The organism is Cytobacillus oceanisediminis, from assembly GCF_007830235.1.
GTDB lineage: Bacteria > Bacillota > Bacilli > Bacillales > Cytobacillaceae > Cytobacillus > Cytobacillus oceanisediminis.
Genome location: NZ_VLKI01000022.1, coordinates 1 through 18,198, shown reverse-complemented (window position 1 = coordinate 18,198; position 18,198 = coordinate 1). Strand labels below are relative to the sequence as shown.

The window sequence follows — 18,198 nt, the reverse complement described above, 5'->3', positions numbered from 1 at the left end:
TAATTGTTTGGAAAAACTTTGTCTGTGATTTTTAGCAATTTTCGGACGGTGGTTAGGTTCTATGGCCCACCAAAAGTCGTTTTCTAAAAGGAAAACGGCTTAATATTCTATTTTATATTCTTCATTGATTTATCCATTTATTTTAAGACGTTTTAAAGCAGTACTTGTATGTTATGACATACTCATTTCTGTGTGCACTCATTTTTAAAAATAAAATGCCTTGCTTCTGATGAGGCAAAGCATTTTACTTTTTTATCATCATTCCATGACCTGCATCCTAGAAGTCGAAACTTTTCGGCAAAATTTGTTATTGCTCATCATTCTCATAAGCAGGTCTGCGTTTATGTTTTTCGTTTATTATTTTTTTGTTCAATATCCTTACTTCTCTCACCATCAGCAGCCGCATGTCCTCAACGATATACTTAGCTAACTCCTCATCCGTGATGTCATTCCCCTCAATATCAAGGCGAAAATCCTGCCCCTGTATCCCCCCGCCATTGGTAAAATCGATCTCAAAGTCAAATTGAACTCTTTTGTCCATTTTGATTCCACCTTAAATTCGATTTGAGTTGATCCTAATATACCTATTCAAGTAGTATGATACATAACCCTTTTTTGAACCAATGCTGATACAAAACTTCTCGACCTGAAGCAGGGTTATTTATTTGAATCACCGCGAAGAAGATTGTTCACAAATTGCTCTTCTGATATGACGGTGAATCCATTTCTTTTAAGCAAGGCAGAGGCAACTCCATCTCCTGCCCTTTTCTTGCCGTTAAATTCACCATTGTAGATCAGTGAACTGCCGCAGGATGGACTATTCTCCTTTAGAACAACTATTGTTGCATTTATTTTTAGTGCTTGTTCCAAAGCGGCATAGGCGCCTTTTATATATAGTTCGGTTACATCCTTACCTGATTTCTCAACCACTTTAGCCATTCCATCAAGCACATCCGCTCCGTCTCCCCCTGTTACTTCAGCAGGTTCCCGAGGCGTTAAAAATCCGCCAAGCAATTCAGGACAAACCGTTACAGCTTTTTTCTCATCTACTAACTTCCTTATCTTATTTTCTAAAGAATGTGTACCGTTATACCTTACTTCTAATCCAGCTAAACAGGAGCTTACTAGTATCATATCCTGCACCTCTCATTGTTTCAGATATCCTGCAATATAACTTCATAGTACTACACATCCAGAGACAAGCTCACGTGTTAAATGAATTCATATGCTGCTCTATAGCAAATCTGAATAGCATCTAAATTTAATTTCAAAAAAACAATTGACTTTAACACTCAAAAGCGTTTAAGATGTAAAGCATCCTAATACTTAAATGCTTTGAAGGAATTGAAGTAGTGGTATCCTCCCTGTTGCAGAGAGCTGGTGGTGCTGAGAACCAGTACAAAGGAGAACATGAATTACGTTTCTGGAGCTTCTTATTTCTTTTACTGAAATAAGACGGTTTAGCCGTTATTTTGTGAAGTGGAAAGTTCTTTGCTTACTATCAGGGTGGTACCGCGGGTAACATCGTCCCTGCTGAATGAAAATTCAGCAGGGATTTTTTTATACCTAATACTTTCGCGCTTAAAAGCGTTTAAGCAAAATTCAACAAAAGGAGAAATACACAATGAAAAAATCGATACCCGTACACTTACGCCCTTTTACAGCCCATCAGCATTACAATGCATACAGCCCCATTGACCATGCGGTTTGGAGATACGTGATGAGGCAAAATCATCATTTCCTTGAGGACATCGCCCATGATGCCTTCACTACAGGCTTGAAGTCATCCGGCATTAATATCGATATCATTCCAAAGGTGAGTGAAATGAACGTTCATTTGGATAAAATCGGCTGGGGAGCGGTCATTGTCGACGGATTAATTCCTGGAACTGCGTTTTTCGATTTTCAGGCGCATGGCATACTTCCAATCGCGACGGATATACGCCAGAAGACGAATATTGAATATACTCCCGCACCCGATATTCTTCATGAAGCTGCGGGCCATGCTCCCATTTTATTTGATGAAACCTACTCAAAGTTTGTTAAATTAATCGGAAATATCGGCGCGAATGCTTTTGCGACAAAAGAAGAACATGAGGTGTTTGAAGCAACCAGGCATTTATCGATTGTCATGGAAAGACCCGCTTCAACAGAAGAAGAAATTGAAGCAGCCAAACAGCAGTTGAAGGAAAAACAGCAGCTCGTAAAAGGACTTTCTGAAGCTGAACAAATCTCCCGAATCTTTTGGTGGACGGTAGAATTTGGTCTGATCGGCGAACTTCATCAGCCAAAAATCTTTGGAGCCGGCCTTCTGTCTTCTGTAGGTGAAAGCAAACATTGCCTATCCGATGATGTGGTGAAACGTCCGTTTACAATTGAGGACGCCATTGCCACAGGCTATGACGTCACATCCATGCAAACCCAGCTTTTCGTTTGCGAAAGCTTCGAGCAATTGATTGAGGAAGTTACCAGATTCGGTGAAACCATGGCCTTTTGCACGGGCGGAACGGAAGCCATTGAGAAAGCGATCGCTTCGAGCCAAATTGCTCACATTGAATACAATTCGGGCATTCAGATTACCGGCCTGTTCACTGATATCCTAAAAGATGCGGACGGAAAAGCCATCTATGTAAAAACAACAGGCCCGAGTGCCCTTTCTATACAAAATGAACAAATTGATCATCAAGGCCCCGATGTGCATAACACTGGATTTGGCGCCCCCATCGGCAAGCTTGCAGGAGGCATTAGGCTAGAAGACCAAACGGAACAGAGCCTGAAGAAATTAGGGATCGAAATCAATAAAATGATGCAAATATCATTCGAAAGCGGAATTGAAATTTCCGGCCATGTGACTAATTTATTATTTCATCAAGATTCACTTGTCTTGATCACATTAGAGGAATGTCTCGTTAAAAGAGGAGATGACATCCTGTTTCATCCAACATGGGGTACGTATGATCTGGCAGTAGGCAGCCAAGTCGTATCAGCACGCCCAATTGCAGCAGATTACGTATCATTTCATGGGGAAGCAGTTATGAATGAAGACGACATCCAAAAAGAAGGAAAGGCCCTTATCCCTCTAGAACATTTATATGCTGAAGTAAGGCATATCCGGGAATCCAACTTCTCTCAAGATGTCCTTCTTCACAGCATTGCCGGAAAAATTCTCAATGAATTCCCAGAGGAGTGGCTGCTTCAGCTTGAAGTTCTTGAACTATTGGAAAAGCATGACCCTGAATCACCTCTGAAAAAATTGCTGCTCGATCAGCTTGAAAAATTAAGTAAAGAGGAACGCTATGTCCGGCTAATTCAAAATGGATTAGATGTCATATTCGATCGGAGACATGTAACTGTATGACACGATTAAGTGAAGAAGAATTAACCCAGCAATTAACCACACTGCCTGAGTGGAAAAGAAAAGACAGCAAATGGATCGAACGCCGTTACCGCTTCAAAGAATACTTAGACGGAATCGCATTCGTTAATAAAATCGCGACCCTTGCTGAAAAAGAAAACCACCATCCTTTTATCACGATTCAATACAAGATGGTGATTGTCTCCCTTACCTCTTGGAGTGAAAATGGGCTGACTGAGCTGGATTTTAAGCTTGCCCTGCAGATCGAGAGATTATTTGAAGGACAGCCGCTGTGAAATTGGATTGTGAAGCAATAGCAGAAAGCTCAGACAGGGTCTGAGCTTTCTGCTATTTTGTTGGGATGTCTTTATAATCTTCCACAATCGCGCCCTATTGCTTAATAACTATACTTTAAACAATTTTCCTCTGTTCTGTGACGAAAACGTAAACGCTAAAAAACCGAATGATGCTTATCCACCAAAAGTCCTTGCTTATATATTAATACCCCTTCAAAAAATCCACCCTATTAGGTAAAACTTCATTATTTTCGATTCTCTTTAATGTATCTAAAAAGCACGCTATCGCTTCATTCAGCTCCGTTACAGCTGATATATGAGGAGTGATGACGATATCGTCTCTTTCCCATAGCTCGGAAGTCTCTGGCAGCGGTTCTGTTTCAAGAACATCTAACACAGCGTAACGGACCTTTTGTGAATTTAGCGCTTCAATGAGAGCTTGCTCGTCCACCGTAAGGCCTCTGCCAACATTGATAAAGGCAGCGCCGTTTAAATTGCTGAAAAACGCACGATCAAATAACTTACTCGTTTCATTTGTCAAAGGCAATGTGCTGATAATCCAATCTGCCTGTGCAACCAACGTGCTTGCAGAGCTGGTTTCCGTCACTTTTTGAAAATACTCCTTTTGCTTGCCGCTTTGCGAGACGCCGTAAACGGTGGCTCCAAAACTTGAAAATACTTTGGCAACCTCCTGTCCGATCTCCCCTGTACCAAAGATCACAATTGTTTGATCCTTCACCAATTGCGGAGTTTTTGGAGCCCACTTCTTCTCCGTTTGTTTTCCTTCAAAGTAGTGATGATATTGAAGATCTCTTAATACATAGCTTAAACAATACTCGCTTATTCTTAACCCAAACGAGCAAACAGTGCGGGTTAGAAAGATATCATGTTCCTTCCATCCATCAATTTCTAAAAAGTTGTTTACACCCGCATTAAAGGAATGTACCCATTTTATATCGGCAAAGTGGAAGCCTGGACATGGCTTGAAACCGACATAGACATCTGCCCATGACAAATCCTCTTCTGTTATTTTATCAATCTGTTTAAAACAAAAGCTCTGAGTTATTTTAGCAGGTAACTGTACTTGGAATTGCTCTTGATAGTTACCTGCTACTAGTATATTATGTATGTTCATTAGACTTCCCCCAAACTTTTTATATAATTTACCTCAACCATCACAACCGATTTATATTCTATTTAACAAGCGCGCCCATTCGTTGAAGATAATTGCAAAGCCTTATTGAAAAAAAAGGTTAGTACGTAACTTTTTCACTTGACGAAACCGTAACATCAATAAATTTAAAATACGGAAAGACAATTCCAATGATAGCTGTAGCATACACCAGGCACATCTCAACATTGAATATCACATCCTAATTAATATTATTAGGTAATTACCTTTCATTATTTACGTATACTTATTGTTAGTAATAAGGGTTCCGTTATTTTTCCTATCATTTAACTCATATAATTTTAAATATCTATTTTATACATAGAAACAATTGGTTTCACAAAATGTTGAATGCCATTAATAAAAAATTTAAGCGTGGAGATGATATAAGAGTATTTTAAAAGACTTTAAAAGGAGTGAAAACAATGCAGCAAATTGACACAAATCAGCTTACTCAAGCAAAGGCAAATGTAAATTTAACCGTATCCTTAATTACACAGGCACTTGAAAAATCTGCTTCTGACCAATCATTAGCCCAAGAGGCAATCAAGCAAGCTTCGAATGAACTGGCACAGGCCCAAAGTGCATTAATTCAAGCACAAAATGCGGCGAAAGTTCAAGCGCAAACAGAATAAATAATTCTTTGCCATATGGGGAATTCCGGCCATTTTACCCCGGCATATAACCCTGGAAAAACCCATTAAAACAGGCATTTATGCCTTATTTTAATGGGTTTTCCATATTTGAATGGGTCATAAAAACATGGAACTTTATGCCTGATTCTTGATCAAGTGTTTTGCATCGAAAAATACATTGTACTGTAGCGCGGAGTTCACAGAATTGCAACTTGACATGGAGCCTCTGCGGGCATGATTCCTAAGCAAGAAAACCAGCATTTACAAGGACTGGCTTCACCATACAAGGCCTGTAAAGTTGGTACAGACCAAATTCTCTTCAACTCTCTGCATTTTTATTTTACAATAAACAATCTAAGTTTTATTCCAAAATCGCGCCCTTTCGTATTATAAGGTTAACCAGATAAGAAAATATTTCTGGTTGACCTTTTTTTATATGGTCTTATTATAACAGTAGCCAGGGTAGAACGTCCGCGCCCGTGCAGAGTCAACTCCAATCAGCTTTTCGCAAACATGCCATTTTCCACTTGGTTTCTTTTCTCCATAAAATACAAGTAAACTTTCAACCACTTCTTCAGCTGTGTAAGAGTGAATACTGTCCATTTTCCACAATTAACTTGCCACTTCCTAATGTAAAAGTACCAACTGTTTTTGGCTTATTAATATTCACTTTCGGCACATACCAATCAATAAATTGACTTAATGTTAATGCATTAAACATCACCTAATCTATACACTGAGTTTACTTGGCTTTAATATTCAGATGATATGATTGGTTTATCAACGAATGAGGAGGCAGTATAAATGAATATGCGTGCAATATTTATTGATATGGATGGTACACTACTAAAAGCCTCAAACTGCATTTCCTGCCGAAATATGGAAGCCATTTATAGGCTCATTGATCAGGGAGTCAAGGTTTTTCTAGCCACTGGTCGACACTATGAAGTAACCGCTCCCTACCATAAAGAAATTGGATTACGTACACCGATGATCTGTTTAAATGGTGCCGCTATTCACGATGCAGAGACAGGAAGAGTTATGCAATTGAAAACCGTTCGATTGAACGATGAACGATTTCACCACCTTACCGCTGAAAATCCTTGTAATGTTATTATCCATACAGCTAATGGGCTTTATTGTAAGGAAACAAATGAAGAAATCGATTATTGGACGAAAGTTGGGCAAATTCCGCCACAGTATATTGGAGATTTAAGACAGGCAACTTATCAAGATGTTCTTAAATATAGTGTTCGAACAGGTTCACCAAGTACTGAAATATCCGCTTTGTTTAAAACGGAAGCAGAAGTCATCGATTGGAATGACGGGTTTGAGCTGGTTGCTCCTGATGTTTCCAAATGGTCTGCTATAAAAAGCTTGCTTACCGAATTTCAAATTAGTCCAAATGAAGTCGCAGCCATTGGAGATGGACCCAATGATATAGAGATGCTTCGTCATGTCGGTATTGGTGTGGCAATGGGGAACGCTGGCGAAAGGGTTAAAGCAGCAGCTGATTTTGTTACAGGGCACCATGAAAATGATGGATTAGCTGAGTTTATAGAACGCTATCTTCTTAAATCATATGAATATGCGATTTAGAGGTTTTTTATAATGACTTTTCGTAGTAAAAAAAGACAGGTGTGATTCATACCTGTCATTTCTTATTATGCATTCGTATCCAGCATCTCAGGCATATTGATTTCTTTTACACAAGATGCTTTGGAAAGATGAGTGATGGTCTTTACCAATGAAACGATATCCTGAACAGGAATTCTCATCCCTTTATAGGTGCTTAATGTCTTTTCAGATCTTTCTTCAAACGGAATGGATGCTCCTATGTCTAGTGCATCAACGCTGCCGTCGAAGTTAATATCCGCATCACTGCCACTTGTTCCCCACTTTTCTCTCTCCTCCTATGCTATTAAACTATTATAAATTATCTAATTATATTGATAGTACATTCCCCTATTGATTTACTCTTTGTTTCTTCGTCTCCATTAAAATATTTTCATCGATCTTTCGATAAATTTCTTCTAATTGATCTTTATCCTTCAAGATATTCTCCATGTTTTCTTCCACGAGCTCATGCAATAATTTCCTTTTCATCTAGACCATCCTTTCAAGGGCAGTACTGCTACAAAAAATTAGCAGCTCTCTTTTAAATCTTGAAACATCAGAGCTTCTGACACAAATTTTTTAATAGCTGCTTCATTTGCTGGTTCTGGATTAAACTCTATTTTAAGCGGTTCCCCAACGACTGATCCTCCTTGTTCTTCGATAAGACTTTGAAGCTGATCAAGGGCTCCGCAAAATTCAGGATAGGAAGTATCTCCAGATCCAAAGATCGCAAAGGGATGCTTTTCTAGGTCAAGCTGTTCGATTTCTTCAATCATATCGAGACATTCATCAGGATAGTCCCCATCTCCCCATGTATACATACCAATAAAAGTAAGATCATAGTTTAGTAATTCAGAAGCACTTTGAACGCTCATAAAATCTTCTAAACATACATCATGATTTTGATCTTTCAGCTCTTCAGTGATTATATCCGCAATCGCTTCTGTGTTTCCCGACATACTTGCATAAAATACGCCAATTTTCATTCCTCTTCACTCCAATCAATGAACTAGTGCTGAAACTTCAAGTCTTTGTGTAATCCATTTGCTTTCTACATGTGAACAGATAAAAAGCTGGTCTTCAAAGCCCGCACCCCTGAATCCATGCCCAGCCACGGTTTCAATCGGAAGCAAGGACATACTCGCCTTCTGCACTTCGTAAATTCTTGAAAAACCGTATTCATCTTGACTCGTCGTGGCATATAATTTTTTATCCGCCTTAAAAATATCCAGGAAAGCCTTTTCTGATTTAGGCTGCTGGCATGCTTCCCATCTATTTGAATAGGGGTTTAGCATTTCAATCGATCCTTTACCTGATCGCGCATTTCCTTTCGCAATAAAGAGACATTCATCTTCATCTTTATAAATGGAGGAAATCATAGAATGCTTTTCTTCTTTAACGAGCTGAATCTCTCCGGTTTCAACCTGATATTTCCACAGTCCACCATATTGGCAATTTATTTGGGTTCCAATATAAATGCTTTCATGGTGATAAAGAAGTGAGCGGATAAGTGGCTTTTGGGACAAAATTTTAAAAGGTTTAATGACTGACCAATTAGAGCCAAAATTATTCGAGACATAAAGACTGCTGCCTCCATGAGTCACGATGAACCCTTTATGGTTTCCAGTAATATCCCATAGCCGCTGGGCCGTTGGGAATGACGTTTGATTCCATTTCTTTCGCTGCAGATCGTAACGAATAATGGTGCCATAGTCTCCTATACCGAATATAAAATGACCTAATTGCACAAGTTTGTAGATATTTTGTGTTAATCCATATTGCAGGAACCAGTCACCATCCTCAAAGGAATAAATGCCCATCTGCTTTACTGCTACCATGAAAGGAAGCTCCGGGGAGGATAAAACTGCTGTAGAGCCCTTGTCAAACATGTTCAATTTCCTTTTTATTTATTACCCACGCATAGACGGATTCGGCAAATTGCTGACATTCAAGAATTTGATCGTCTGTTTCAGGGTTGAGTTCTATTTTCAACCTTTGATGAAAAACATGAGCTCCTCTTTTGTTCAATTTATCCGCAAACGTATCCACTGCGGCACAAAATTTAGGATAAGCATGATCTCCCGACCCAAAGCATGCAGCATGCACTCCCGTTAAATCATATTCATTCAGTTCCTCAAAAAAATCCTCAGCTTCATAAGGAAGATCGCCATCCCCCCATGTATATGCGCCAATAAAAATACAATCATATGCCAGGATACTTTGTACTTCTGTCAGATCCAGACTTTCCATTTCCACTTCACACCCTTTAGAGACAAGAACATTTTTTAGGATATTGGCCATATCTTCCGTATTTCCTGACATACTTAAATATCCAATGAAAGCTTTCATTCCAACCGCCTCCTAATTGATAACAATTTTCAATTATGTTTAAATTGATAATAGTTGATAATGATTATCAATGTCAATGGATATTTTCACTTATGCTGACATTTACCTAAATGATTTTGGTTATAAATAGGATTTATGTATGCAGAACTTGAAAAACTTCTTCTTCAAGCTCATCTGTTTGACTTCAGAAATCAATAGGAGTATATTAATTGACGCATCAATAATTGATCTATCAATTAATAAAAGGTGGAGGATGCTTTGTTCAAATGTTCGAAGGAAGAAGAGTTAATCGCCCAGCGGCTGTTTGAGCTCAATAAACAGACAATGCCGAAGTTTGAGCGCTGTACAGGCATCAGCCAGTCGCGGCTTGAGATCCTGCGTGAGCTTTTTGAAGCAGAGGAAATCACCCAGCGGGCACTTCAAAAAAAGGTAAATATCGATCATGCGGCCGTCACAAGACACCTTAAACAGCTTGAAGAAAAAGGAATGGTCATCCGCAGGAAAAACCCTGAAGATAACCGCTTTACTTATGTCCGCCTGACCGATGAAGGCAAAATGAAAATCGCTGCATACTGCGAAGAAAAACAGCGGTTCATTGCAAATGTCCTAAAAGGCTTTTCAAATGAAGAGCGTATTGCGCTTTTAAATATGCTTACACGCATTCAGGAGAATGTAGAGAAAATTTAATTACACAACGAAAAGGAGAGTTCATCATGAATAAAACAGCAATAAACGACTTTAATGAAATTGTAACAGGCCGACGTTCCATCCGAAATTACAATCCTGACGTTAAAATCAGCAGAGAAGAAATGGCTGAAATTCTGGAGGAAGCCGCTTTAGCTCCTTCCTCCGTTAATTTGCAGCCATGGCGCTTTGTGGTCATTGATTCAAAAGAAGGCAAAGAAACACTAGCTCCACTGGCGAAATTCAATCAAAGACAAGTCCAGACTTCCGCAGCCGTTATCGCGGTTTTTGTGGATATGAAGAGCGAAGAATATATAGAAACCATCTATAATACGGCAGTGGAAAAAGGCTACATGCCAGCGGAGGTAAGAGACCAGCAGGTTCCAGCGATCAAGGGTCTAGTAGAAGGCATGTCATTTGAGCAAAAGAAAGAAATGAATCTGATCGATGCTGGCCTTGTTTCCATGCAGCTCATGCTAGCAGCCCGCGCCCACGGCTATGATACAAATCCTATCGGCGGCTATGAAAAAGACCGCATTGCCAAAGCATTTAATTTGGACAAGGAACGCTACTACCCTGTTATGCTCATTTCAATTGGTAAAGCTGCTGACCAGGGCTACAAGTCTGTACGCTTGCCTGTTGATACCATCACAGAATGGAAATAACCCCATAAGGAGAAATGAAACATGATTATTATTCATGCTGGTTTTCAAGTACAACCCGATAAAGAAAATGACTTTCTAACTGAAATCCGACCGCTAATTGAAGCTTCAAAAGCAGAAGAAGGCAATATTTCATATGACCTTTTAAAAGATACAGAACAAGCCGGCTCCTACACCATGGTGGAATTGTGGAAAGACATGGATGCTGTAAAGTTCCATAATCAAACGGAACACTTTACTCAATTTACTGCCAAGGCATCACAGTTTATGGCTGCTCCGCCTCAGGTGAAGTTGTTCAATGCCAATCCTATAGAGAAATAAAAACAATGCCTGCCCCTAATTATATATCGGGGCAGGCACTTTTTATTTCCCTTGGTTCTCTTTCTGATCATGATAAGCAATAAGAATAACTTCTTCCCCTTTTTCTTTGGTTAGCTGCTTTTCAAGGTCATGCACCTGCTGAAGGTCTTCACCCGTTAAATTCGCAAAACCATACTGTTTATTGTCCATGTTCATCACCTTTTCATTTAGTCTCATTAAATCAAGTATTTGTTATAGAACCATTTTTATTCAAGATAGATGGGAAATAATATTAGCATTAACAAGATATTTAAAAGTTTCCCTTAATACAACCCTCCTGCACGAACCTGCCCGATTCAAATAACTTATTCAATACTCTTGCCCGATACAAAAAAATGAGCACAATTCATGCAAAAAATTGTGCTCATCACAGTTCTAACTGTCTGTCTCAACTATTTTTGAACCCTTCCATTTTTTTAAGTGTGGCAGGATATTAATTGTATTGTAAAAGCTTTTAAATAGTATTGTTTAATTGTAAGCCACGTTGTTCATTATATAGCTCCGGAACCCTTTTGGAAATTAATTACTTTTGCTCGGAACCTTTTTATTCCGCTCATGTCAAGACATGTCTAAGACTAACCCCAATTGCTTCATTCTGAGAAATTCTTCTTAAAAGACAACATTTTTAAATTAGTGCCTAAGTTGCAATATACACACAATAATATTTTCGGTAAAACTAACTTATCTTTCACAAAAAAATAAGCCTTTCTAAATAAGAAAGGCTTTGTTTCCTGCAATCTCCATTTTGCACATGGGAAACATACTCGTCTATTATATGTATTTAAGTTTTTATGAGTCAAAAAGAAAGCCGACATAAGGTTGAGAAAACAACTTGCATTTTGAACGTTTTGTGAACAAGAAGGAGTTTTAAAACTTTTAAGCGTTTTCAGTGGGAGGAGAGGATCATATGTTAAAGATTAATGGTAAAATACAGCCTTATTAAGTCCATGCTGTGAGCCACTTTGGGAAGATAATAGGGTTCACTTGGACACAATGTTTGAGCAAATTCAGCACGTAGACTGTTTTACTTTCAAACCAAAATATATAAAGGATACAGGAACCTTTGGAGAGATAGCAGGTAGGCATCCGATATATATAAAAACATTCCTTGTACTTGAACGAGGCCAAACTTTTCACTGAGTTTGGCTTTTTAATAAGGTAATTTAGTTCTCTTCATCCCTGGATTTTTTCATTTTATGCAGCCGCTTTTTTGATAGGAAATCAAAAATTTAACCTTCCCAATATACTAAATGATTTTCCCATAAATAAAAAAGATCCAACCATTCAGTTATGGTCGGACGAGAAATATATACAAATTAGGCTGCAGAACGGTTTGATCTGATCAGGATTATTTATTGATATATTTTTGTATTATCTACGAAACATTTCTTTAACAAATTTTGGTTATAATTAATCTGTCTAAATGATTAATGAGTTTTTTCATTTTGACCCCCTTATATATATTTATTGTCCGACCATGGTAATTGGTCGGATCTTTTTAGTGAAGTGCGGGTAATTAGGATTATACTAATAATTAAGCGCTTTGATCTATTATTTGTAAATAGGCCCCTCTTCTATACAATAAAGATGCCACATCTAGTATAAGTAACGTCTTCGAGGTTTTAAAAATATCAATCTAGAAAAACAGCAGAACCTTAGTATATCTTAATTAAATAAAGTAATTTATGATTGGTTAGTATAATGACGTCATGTTTAATGTTTTTTAGGACAAATTTAATGATTCTTAATAATATCTTAAAAATATTGATCTTGGGTGCAATAATAAATAGACGAATTCGAAAGAAGATGAAAACTTGAATCAAACACGCATAAAATGGATTTTGTTACTCGTAATTTTAATGTGGGGAAGCAATTTCGTCATTACAAAAATATTGCTTGAAAGTTTCCCTTTTTGGACTTTATTATTCTTTCGGAACCTTTTTGCTGCTATTGCTTTGATTTGGATTGTTCGAAAATTCCTTTTTATTTTGCCAAGAAATAAGAAGGTGTGGGGTTATGTTTTAGGTGCTTCTGTTATTGGTGTTGTTATTAACAATGCTTTCTTTCAATTGGGGCTAAAATATACGTTAGCCACTAATGCCTCACTCATAATGGGATTAACCCCTTTAGCAACTGCCTTGATTTCGTATTTGGTCTTTAGGGTTCCTTTACACTGGAAGCAAATGCTTGGTATTAGTCTTGGCTTTTTTGGTGTTTCGCTAGTTGTATTGGAAGGGGCAATCACAAACTTAATTAATTTATCTTTTAACATTGGTGATTTGTATATCGTTGGAGCCTTACTAACTTTTAGTGTTAGCTTCATATTTATTAAAAAAGCAACTGACATAAAGTTTCCACCGGCAATCATCAGTTTGTACGCCTACTCACTTTCTTCAATCTGTTACTTTCCCATGGTGATCTGGGAACAAACGATGAAAGGTTGGAGTGAGTTGCCTACTAGTGTATTACTCTGGATAATGCTGATCTATGTCGGTGTATTTCCTACAGGGATAGGAAATATGCTGTGGAATCGAGGGATTAGCATCCTTGGTCCCGGTCAATGCGCCATTTTTATGAACGGTATTCCGCTAGTTGCAGCCATTACTTCAGTATTGGTATTGCATGAGCCTATCTTGGTATTACAAATTATAGGGTTTCTCTTCATTGGTTCTGGGGTGATCTTAGGATCTCAAAATAGTGGGCCAATAGCTGTAAAGAAAGAAGAGAAAGAGACTACCAGCGTTACCATGTAATATATAATAATTCTGCAATAACTGATTCCTTCAATATCTTTTTCTAGTTTACAATACATGCAGCACGTCTTCCGATATGGATTTAGTCTAAGTTCTCCCTCATGGGACTAAGAATAATTTTAATTACAAGAACAATTGCAGCTGGATTACTTGTAACCGCCAAATGTTAAATACGGAATTAGCTTAAAAAATGAAGATGGATCACGTGATGCAGAAATTTTTAATTTTACTAAAAACATAAAAGGAATTAAATATAATATAACGAACTAGTAGATAGGGAGGAGGTGGAAACGGTGACTTTTCTCTACTACAAAGCAATGGAAGCGTTTAAGAAGGATGCGGAGCATCAGAAAAAAGATAAACTTCAAAAGGAAAAGTCGAATACTAAAAAATCCAAATAAGACTAACTCTGTTAATCATTACGCTTTCATCCCCTAGAGGATGATTTTTTTTAACTCATGATCATTCATTCTTATTGAGCATTTAATTAACCCGTATGCCACCTTAGTAATATAAAGGCCAGTTTCTTGAAAACTTGGATTTTATATGGTCAAGTAAGTCCCAAAACCGCTTGGGCAGGAGAGTAAATATTGAACCATGCATGGTAAAAAAATGAACGTTCCTGCTTATTGCAGAAATGCACAGTCTCTCTTTTCAATGCCATTAAGCTTTAATAAATCTTTATTCAACTAGGATGTAACTATTAATTTACTCTTCGTTTCTTCGTCTCCATTAAATATTTTCATTGATCTTTATCCTTCAGAATATTCTTCATGTTTTCTTCCATGAGCTCACGCAATATTTTCCTTTTCATCTAGACCATCCTTCAAGGGCAGTACTGCTACAATAAATTAGCAGCTCTCTTTTAGATCTTGAGACATCAGAGCTTTGACACAAATCTTTTAATATCTGCTTCATCTGCTGGTTCCGGATTAAACTCTATTTTTAACGGGTCCCCAACGACTGTTCCTCCTTGTTCTTCAATAAGCCTTTGAAGCTGATCAAGGGCGCCGCAAAATTCAGAATAGGAGGTATTTCCAGATCCAAAGATCACAAAGGGATGCTTTTCGAGGTCGAGCTGTTCAATTTCTTCAATCATATCGAGACATTCATCCGAATAATCCCCATCTCCCCATGTATACATACCAATAAAAGTAAGATCATAGTTTAGTAATTCTGAAGCACTTTGAACACTCATAAAATCTTCTAAAAATACATCATGATTTTGACCTTTTAGCTCTTCAGCGATCATATCCGCAATCGCTGTTCATCCGCAGGAAAAATCCTGAAGACAACCGCTTTACCTTTGTCCGCTTCACTGAAGAAGGCAAAATGTAAATCGCAGCTTATTGCGAAAAAAGCAGCTTTTCATCTCAAACGTGCTAAAGGGCTTTTCAGAAAAATTTTTAAATCCGGGCTCCCGTTTTTAACAGCTTCGATCGCCAAGGTAGTCTTCATTCCCTGCGTGGGAAATAAGAAGAGGATGGGAGTGTTGCAGTCTACAAGCTGCTTTTTACTTTTTCATTTACTAATCAAGACCTGATTTGTCAAAAAAGGTGTTTGCCTTAAACAAATAACCCATTCATTTCTAATTCATAAGAATAAAATGTTTGTGTGTTCAACCAAGGACAAGGAGGCTAAAAGAATGAGTTGGAGAGAATATGACAGATTTGGCAATCAAAAATTTTTAAGGGTTTCCAATCGTCGTCAGGATTTTAATTTTGACTTTCACAATGATTCTGATGAAGAGTTTGAATCCCCATCTGAGGTACAAGCCCAGACAGGGAGAAAAAGAGATAAACACAGAAGCCGAAGTGCTGTAAGAGGTTTGAGTCCATCAGCGTGCCAGGAACTTGCGGACATTATCGGAGGAGATGTAGTGGTAACTGAGCCAGCCTGTGTAGTTCAGCGCCTTCGAGATATTGATGCAACAATACTGGACCGCACCACCCGTTCCCCACTTGCACTTCCCTTCGCACTTTCTTTTGAAAACGGCCGCGGCATGGATACTCTTAATTTGGGTGAAACCGTTATCCTTCAAAAAGAGATTAATCCGTTCCTATCAGAATTAAGAAAAAGGGGAATTATTGTTACTGCTTTACACAACCATTGGCTTTTTGAAGAACCGCGTCTCATGTATATGCACTGGGAAAATGTCGGCGACCCATTTGAATTTGCCAGAAATAGCATCGAAGCAGCTAGGAAAGTAGATCTTTTCTAAAAAAACCATTTGTGATGATTTACATCACAAATGGTTTTTTATTAGCTAACCCCCTAATGTCCTAGTACGGCAACAGTGATGATGGATAAAACCAGGCTTAATACCAACGTCATGCCCAAATGTTTCTTTTCAGTCATCTTAAAAAGGATATTTAAGACTGAACTTATTAAAATAAAAATGATAAAAACAAATCAAACCATATAAAATTCCACTTTAAATTCTCCATACAGCTTTTTTTGGCATGTTTTTGCGAGGAAATATGAAGCACTTCCCTTGGCGATCCCTCCGATGATTCCGATGAAAGTCCCGACTGCACTCCAAAAGGCAGACAAATAGATTCCAGACATAAATAAAATTAACCCGCCCACTAATAAGGCTATCCCTATCCTCCTCATGACGCTTCTCCCACTTGCTATAATATTTCAAAAATTCAGCGGCAGTCTGAAACGATTTTTAGTTATGTTTTCAGAAAAAAACCATATATAAATACTGATTCAAAAAAGGGAGGATGCGATAATATGCAAACGAAACAAATCCGTTTACGAAGAATTCAAAACCTTGCTCATGACATTATGGTAGAAATGAATTCGTTGGAAGACCAGAAGAAAAGTGAATCATACAGATCGGTTATCGATCATCTTTCAAGAGCCATCGGGGAACTATCGGATCCATCGGGAGACTATTCGTTGGACTATGTAGAAGAGAAAGTGGGAACTGCACATTATAAAATATTTAAAAACATGAAAAAGCTCACGCCTCTCCGCAAAACACAAGAACCAACTCTATAACATTTTTTTATAACTATCTAAAAGTATGAATGAAACTGATAATTATTATCAATAATAAAGAAAGAAGAGGTAACCAAAATTGGTTACCCTGCCTGCTTAAACTTCTGGTTCAAATGTTTTGCAATCTGTTTCTTTGCTATTGGAAGCATGTTTGCCCGTATGGCTTACAACATAAATAGCTTCTGCACCACACTTATTTCCATTTTCCCAATACGTGCAGTTATTTACTTCACAAAGAACATCTTTAGCCATGTATATCACCTCCTGTTTGTTATTTTTAACAATACAGGAGGGTGCTATAATAGCTCATTTAAAAGTCAGGTGTTACTCTAAATTCCACTCTTCCTCCAAAATCGCATAATAATACTCATCCCACCACCCATCACCATGCGGAATGCATTTTTTGAAAAATCCTTCACGCCTCATCCCGATTTTCTCCATCACCCGATAAGAAGGCGGGTTCTCTGGCTGGCAGGTCGCGATAATTCGATGCAGACCAAGCTCCTCAAAACCATACTTCAGCACTGCAAAAGCAGCTTCTGAAGCATAGCCTTTATTATAAAACTTCGGGTTAAAGATCCAGCCTATCTCATATGTATGGTCACCAAAATACTTATGAAAAGAAATATGGCCAATCAGGACATTTTCATCCTTTATTAGGACGGGGAAATGCTTTGCACTTTCTCCACTTTGTTTGCGGACAAATTCTTTTGAATCATCTTCCGAAAAAACGCCTTCCGGAATATATTCCATCACTTCCGGATTGGAAGTGTATTCAAAAACGGCTTGCCAATCTTCTTCCTTAAACTTGCGCAGTATTAATCTCTCTGTTTTTAGATCCATTTTCTATTCCCCTATTAAAATTTATAATTATATTATTCGGCTGTTTTGAAAGGATTCCCTTCTCAATTTCAAAGCGACTTGTGTTTATAGTCTTTCAATGAAAGGTGTAAAGGGTCATCCCCTTTGCACATGCGTATATAAGCACGAAAAAGCACCTGCGTGTTTTTAGACTGACCTAGTCATTTGAGACAGTAATAAAACACCTTCTTAGGCTGCCATATCACCAAACTCTATTGGTGTGTGGTAGCCTAATTTTTCTTGGATACGCTCTTCGTTATAATACCTCATAAATTGATCTACACGTTCTCTTACTTCTTCTAAAGATAAAGAATTAAATTTAACATACTGAAATTCCTCTGATTTTAGGTTCGAATGAAAAGACTCAATTACTGCGTTGTCCCAACAGTTTCCTCTGCGCGACATACTACTGACTAAATCCTTCTCTTTTATTCGATTTTGATAGG

The 18,198-nt window shown here is 38.0% G+C and carries 23 protein-coding genes and 1 other annotated feature; of the genes, 10 read left to right on the top strand and 13 right to left on the bottom strand.

Annotated elements, in window-relative coordinates:
- Positions 1–307: 307 nt before the first annotated feature.
- The gene (locus IQ19_RS23450) at positions 308–541 is read right to left on the bottom strand and encodes a cyclase (RefSeq protein WP_144545644.1); all 234 of its coding nucleotides are present in this window, start codon (positions 539–541) and stop codon (positions 308–310) included.
- A 116-nt stretch (positions 542–657) separates the two neighbouring features.
- Positions 658–1,134, bottom strand: coding sequence for a 2-thiouracil desulfurase family protein (locus IQ19_RS23445; protein ID WP_144545642.1), 477 nt, complete (start codon positions 1,132–1,134; stop codon positions 658–660).
- Between the two features lie 192 nt (positions 1,135–1,326).
- Positions 1,327–1,535: a binding site (T-box leader), on the top strand.
- Between the two features lie 89 nt (positions 1,536–1,624).
- Here IQ19_RS23445 and IQ19_RS23440 point away from each other — a divergent pair.
- Both IQ19_RS23440 and IQ19_RS23435 read left to right on the top strand, forming a co-directional pair.
- Complete coding sequence (locus tag IQ19_RS23440; RefSeq protein WP_144545640.1) at positions 1,625–3,358, top strand: aromatic amino acid hydroxylase; 1,734 nt, start codon at positions 1,625–1,627, stop codon at positions 3,356–3,358.
- Entirely contained in the window at positions 3,355–3,651 is a 297-nt protein-coding gene (locus IQ19_RS23435; protein ID WP_144545638.1) for a 4a-hydroxytetrahydrobiopterin dehydratase, read from the top strand. Before IQ19_RS23440 ends, IQ19_RS23435 begins: the two co-directional genes overlap by 4 nt.
- 202 nt (positions 3,652–3,853) lie before the next feature.
- On the opposite strand, the gene IQ19_RS23430 is transcribed toward IQ19_RS23435, so the two are convergent.
- Positions 3,854–4,786 (bottom strand): D-2-hydroxyacid dehydrogenase, encoded by a 933-nt coding sequence (locus IQ19_RS23430; RefSeq protein ID WP_144545636.1) that lies wholly within the window; start codon positions 4,784–4,786, stop codon positions 3,854–3,856.
- Positions 4,787–5,247: 461 nt separating this feature from the next.
- On the opposite strand from IQ19_RS23430, the gene IQ19_RS23425 reads away from it, so the two are divergent.
- Positions 5,248–5,457 carry a hypothetical protein gene (locus tag IQ19_RS23425; RefSeq protein WP_144545634.1) on the top strand — a complete coding sequence of 70 codons (210 nt, stop codon included), beginning with the start codon at positions 5,248–5,250 and terminating at the stop codon, positions 5,455–5,457.
- 804 nt (positions 5,458–6,261) lie between these two features.
- On the top strand, positions 6,262–7,056 hold the full coding sequence (locus IQ19_RS23415) for an HAD family hydrolase (RefSeq protein ID WP_144545632.1): 795 nt from the start codon (positions 6,262–6,264) through the stop codon (positions 7,054–7,056).
- 366 nt (positions 7,057–7,422) lie between these two features.
- On the opposite strand, the gene IQ19_RS23410 is transcribed toward IQ19_RS23415, so the two are convergent.
- Genes IQ19_RS23410 through IQ19_RS23395 form a run of 4 tightly spaced genes read right to left on the bottom strand, consistent with a single transcriptional unit; the run spans position 7,423 to position 9,423 of the window.
- On the bottom strand, positions 7,423–7,563 hold the full coding sequence (locus tag IQ19_RS23410; RefSeq protein WP_144545630.1) for an FbpB family small basic protein: 141 nt from the start codon (positions 7,561–7,563) through the stop codon (positions 7,423–7,425).
- A 38-nt stretch (positions 7,564–7,601) separates the two neighbouring features.
- Positions 7,602–8,060, bottom strand: coding sequence for a flavodoxin (locus IQ19_RS23405; RefSeq protein WP_144545627.1), 459 nt, complete (start codon positions 8,058–8,060; stop codon positions 7,602–7,604).
- Between the two features lie 15 nt (positions 8,061–8,075).
- Entirely contained in the window at positions 8,076–8,963 is an 888-nt protein-coding gene (locus IQ19_RS28215; protein WP_199749539.1) for a hypothetical protein, read from the bottom strand.
- Positions 8,956–9,423, bottom strand: a complete 468-nt coding sequence (locus IQ19_RS23395) for a flavodoxin (RefSeq protein WP_144545625.1) — start codon at positions 9,421–9,423, stop codon at positions 8,956–8,958. Before IQ19_RS23395 ends, IQ19_RS28215 begins: the two co-directional genes overlap by 8 nt.
- Before the next feature lie 258 nt (positions 9,424–9,681).
- Between IQ19_RS23395 and IQ19_RS23390 the strand changes: the two genes are divergently transcribed.
- Genes IQ19_RS23390 through IQ19_RS23380 form a run of 3 tightly spaced genes read left to right on the top strand, consistent with a single transcriptional unit; the run spans position 9,682 to position 11,090 of the window.
- Positions 9,682–10,110, top strand: coding sequence for a MarR family winged helix-turn-helix transcriptional regulator (locus IQ19_RS23390; protein ID WP_144545623.1), 429 nt, complete (start codon positions 9,682–9,684; stop codon positions 10,108–10,110).
- Between the two features lie 26 nt (positions 10,111–10,136).
- Complete coding sequence (locus tag IQ19_RS23385; protein WP_144545621.1) at positions 10,137–10,772, top strand: nitroreductase family protein; 636 nt, start codon at positions 10,137–10,139, stop codon at positions 10,770–10,772.
- Positions 10,773–10,793: 21 nt separating this feature from the next.
- Positions 10,794–11,090, top strand: coding sequence for a putative quinol monooxygenase (locus IQ19_RS23380; RefSeq protein ID WP_144545619.1), 297 nt, complete (start codon positions 10,794–10,796; stop codon positions 11,088–11,090).
- 42 nt (positions 11,091–11,132) lie between these two features.
- Here IQ19_RS23380 and IQ19_RS28210 read toward each other — a convergent pair whose 3' ends face one another.
- Positions 11,133–11,279: a hypothetical protein gene (locus tag IQ19_RS28210; protein ID WP_199749538.1), complete on the bottom strand. Its 147-nt coding sequence runs from the start codon at positions 11,277–11,279 to the stop codon at positions 11,133–11,135.
- A gap of 1,664 nt (positions 11,280–12,943) precedes the next feature.
- Here IQ19_RS28210 and IQ19_RS23375 point away from each other — a divergent pair.
- Entirely contained in the window at positions 12,944–13,882 is a 939-nt protein-coding gene (locus IQ19_RS23375) for a DMT family transporter (RefSeq protein WP_144545617.1), read from the top strand.
- 880 nt (positions 13,883–14,762) lie between these two features.
- On the opposite strand, the gene IQ19_RS23370 is transcribed toward IQ19_RS23375, so the two are convergent.
- Entirely contained in the window at positions 14,763–15,134 is a 372-nt protein-coding gene (locus tag IQ19_RS23370; protein WP_144545615.1) for a flavodoxin domain-containing protein, read from the bottom strand.
- A 393-nt stretch (positions 15,135–15,527) separates the two neighbouring features.
- Between IQ19_RS23370 and IQ19_RS23360 the strand changes: the two genes are divergently transcribed.
- On the top strand, positions 15,528–16,103 hold the full coding sequence (locus IQ19_RS23360; RefSeq protein ID WP_144545613.1) for a DUF1259 domain-containing protein: 576 nt from the start codon (positions 15,528–15,530) through the stop codon (positions 16,101–16,103).
- Between the two features lie 191 nt (positions 16,104–16,294).
- On the opposite strand, the gene IQ19_RS23355 is transcribed toward IQ19_RS23360, so the two are convergent.
- Positions 16,295–16,498, bottom strand: coding sequence for a hypothetical protein (locus IQ19_RS23355; RefSeq protein ID WP_144545611.1), 204 nt, complete (start codon positions 16,496–16,498; stop codon positions 16,295–16,297).
- 123 nt (positions 16,499–16,621) lie between these two features.
- Between IQ19_RS23355 and IQ19_RS23350 the strand changes: the two genes are divergently transcribed.
- Positions 16,622–16,891, top strand: coding sequence for a hypothetical protein (locus IQ19_RS23350; RefSeq protein WP_144545609.1), 270 nt, complete (start codon positions 16,622–16,624; stop codon positions 16,889–16,891).
- A gap of 96 nt (positions 16,892–16,987) precedes the next feature.
- Here the strand turns inward: IQ19_RS23350 and IQ19_RS23345 are convergent, their stop codons facing one another.
- The 3 genes from IQ19_RS23345 to IQ19_RS23335 all read right to left on the bottom strand — a co-directional run.
- Positions 16,988–17,143: a DUF1540 domain-containing protein gene (locus IQ19_RS23345; protein WP_144545607.1), complete on the bottom strand. Its 156-nt coding sequence runs from the start codon at positions 17,141–17,143 to the stop codon at positions 16,988–16,990.
- A 72-nt stretch (positions 17,144–17,215) separates the two neighbouring features.
- Positions 17,216–17,734, bottom strand: a complete 519-nt coding sequence (locus IQ19_RS23340; RefSeq protein ID WP_144545605.1) for a GNAT family N-acetyltransferase — start codon at positions 17,732–17,734, stop codon at positions 17,216–17,218.
- A gap of 207 nt (positions 17,735–17,941) precedes the next feature.
- On the bottom strand, positions 17,942–18,198 hold a 257-nt coding region (locus IQ19_RS23335; protein ID WP_144545603.1), incomplete at its 5' end, for an integrase core domain-containing protein.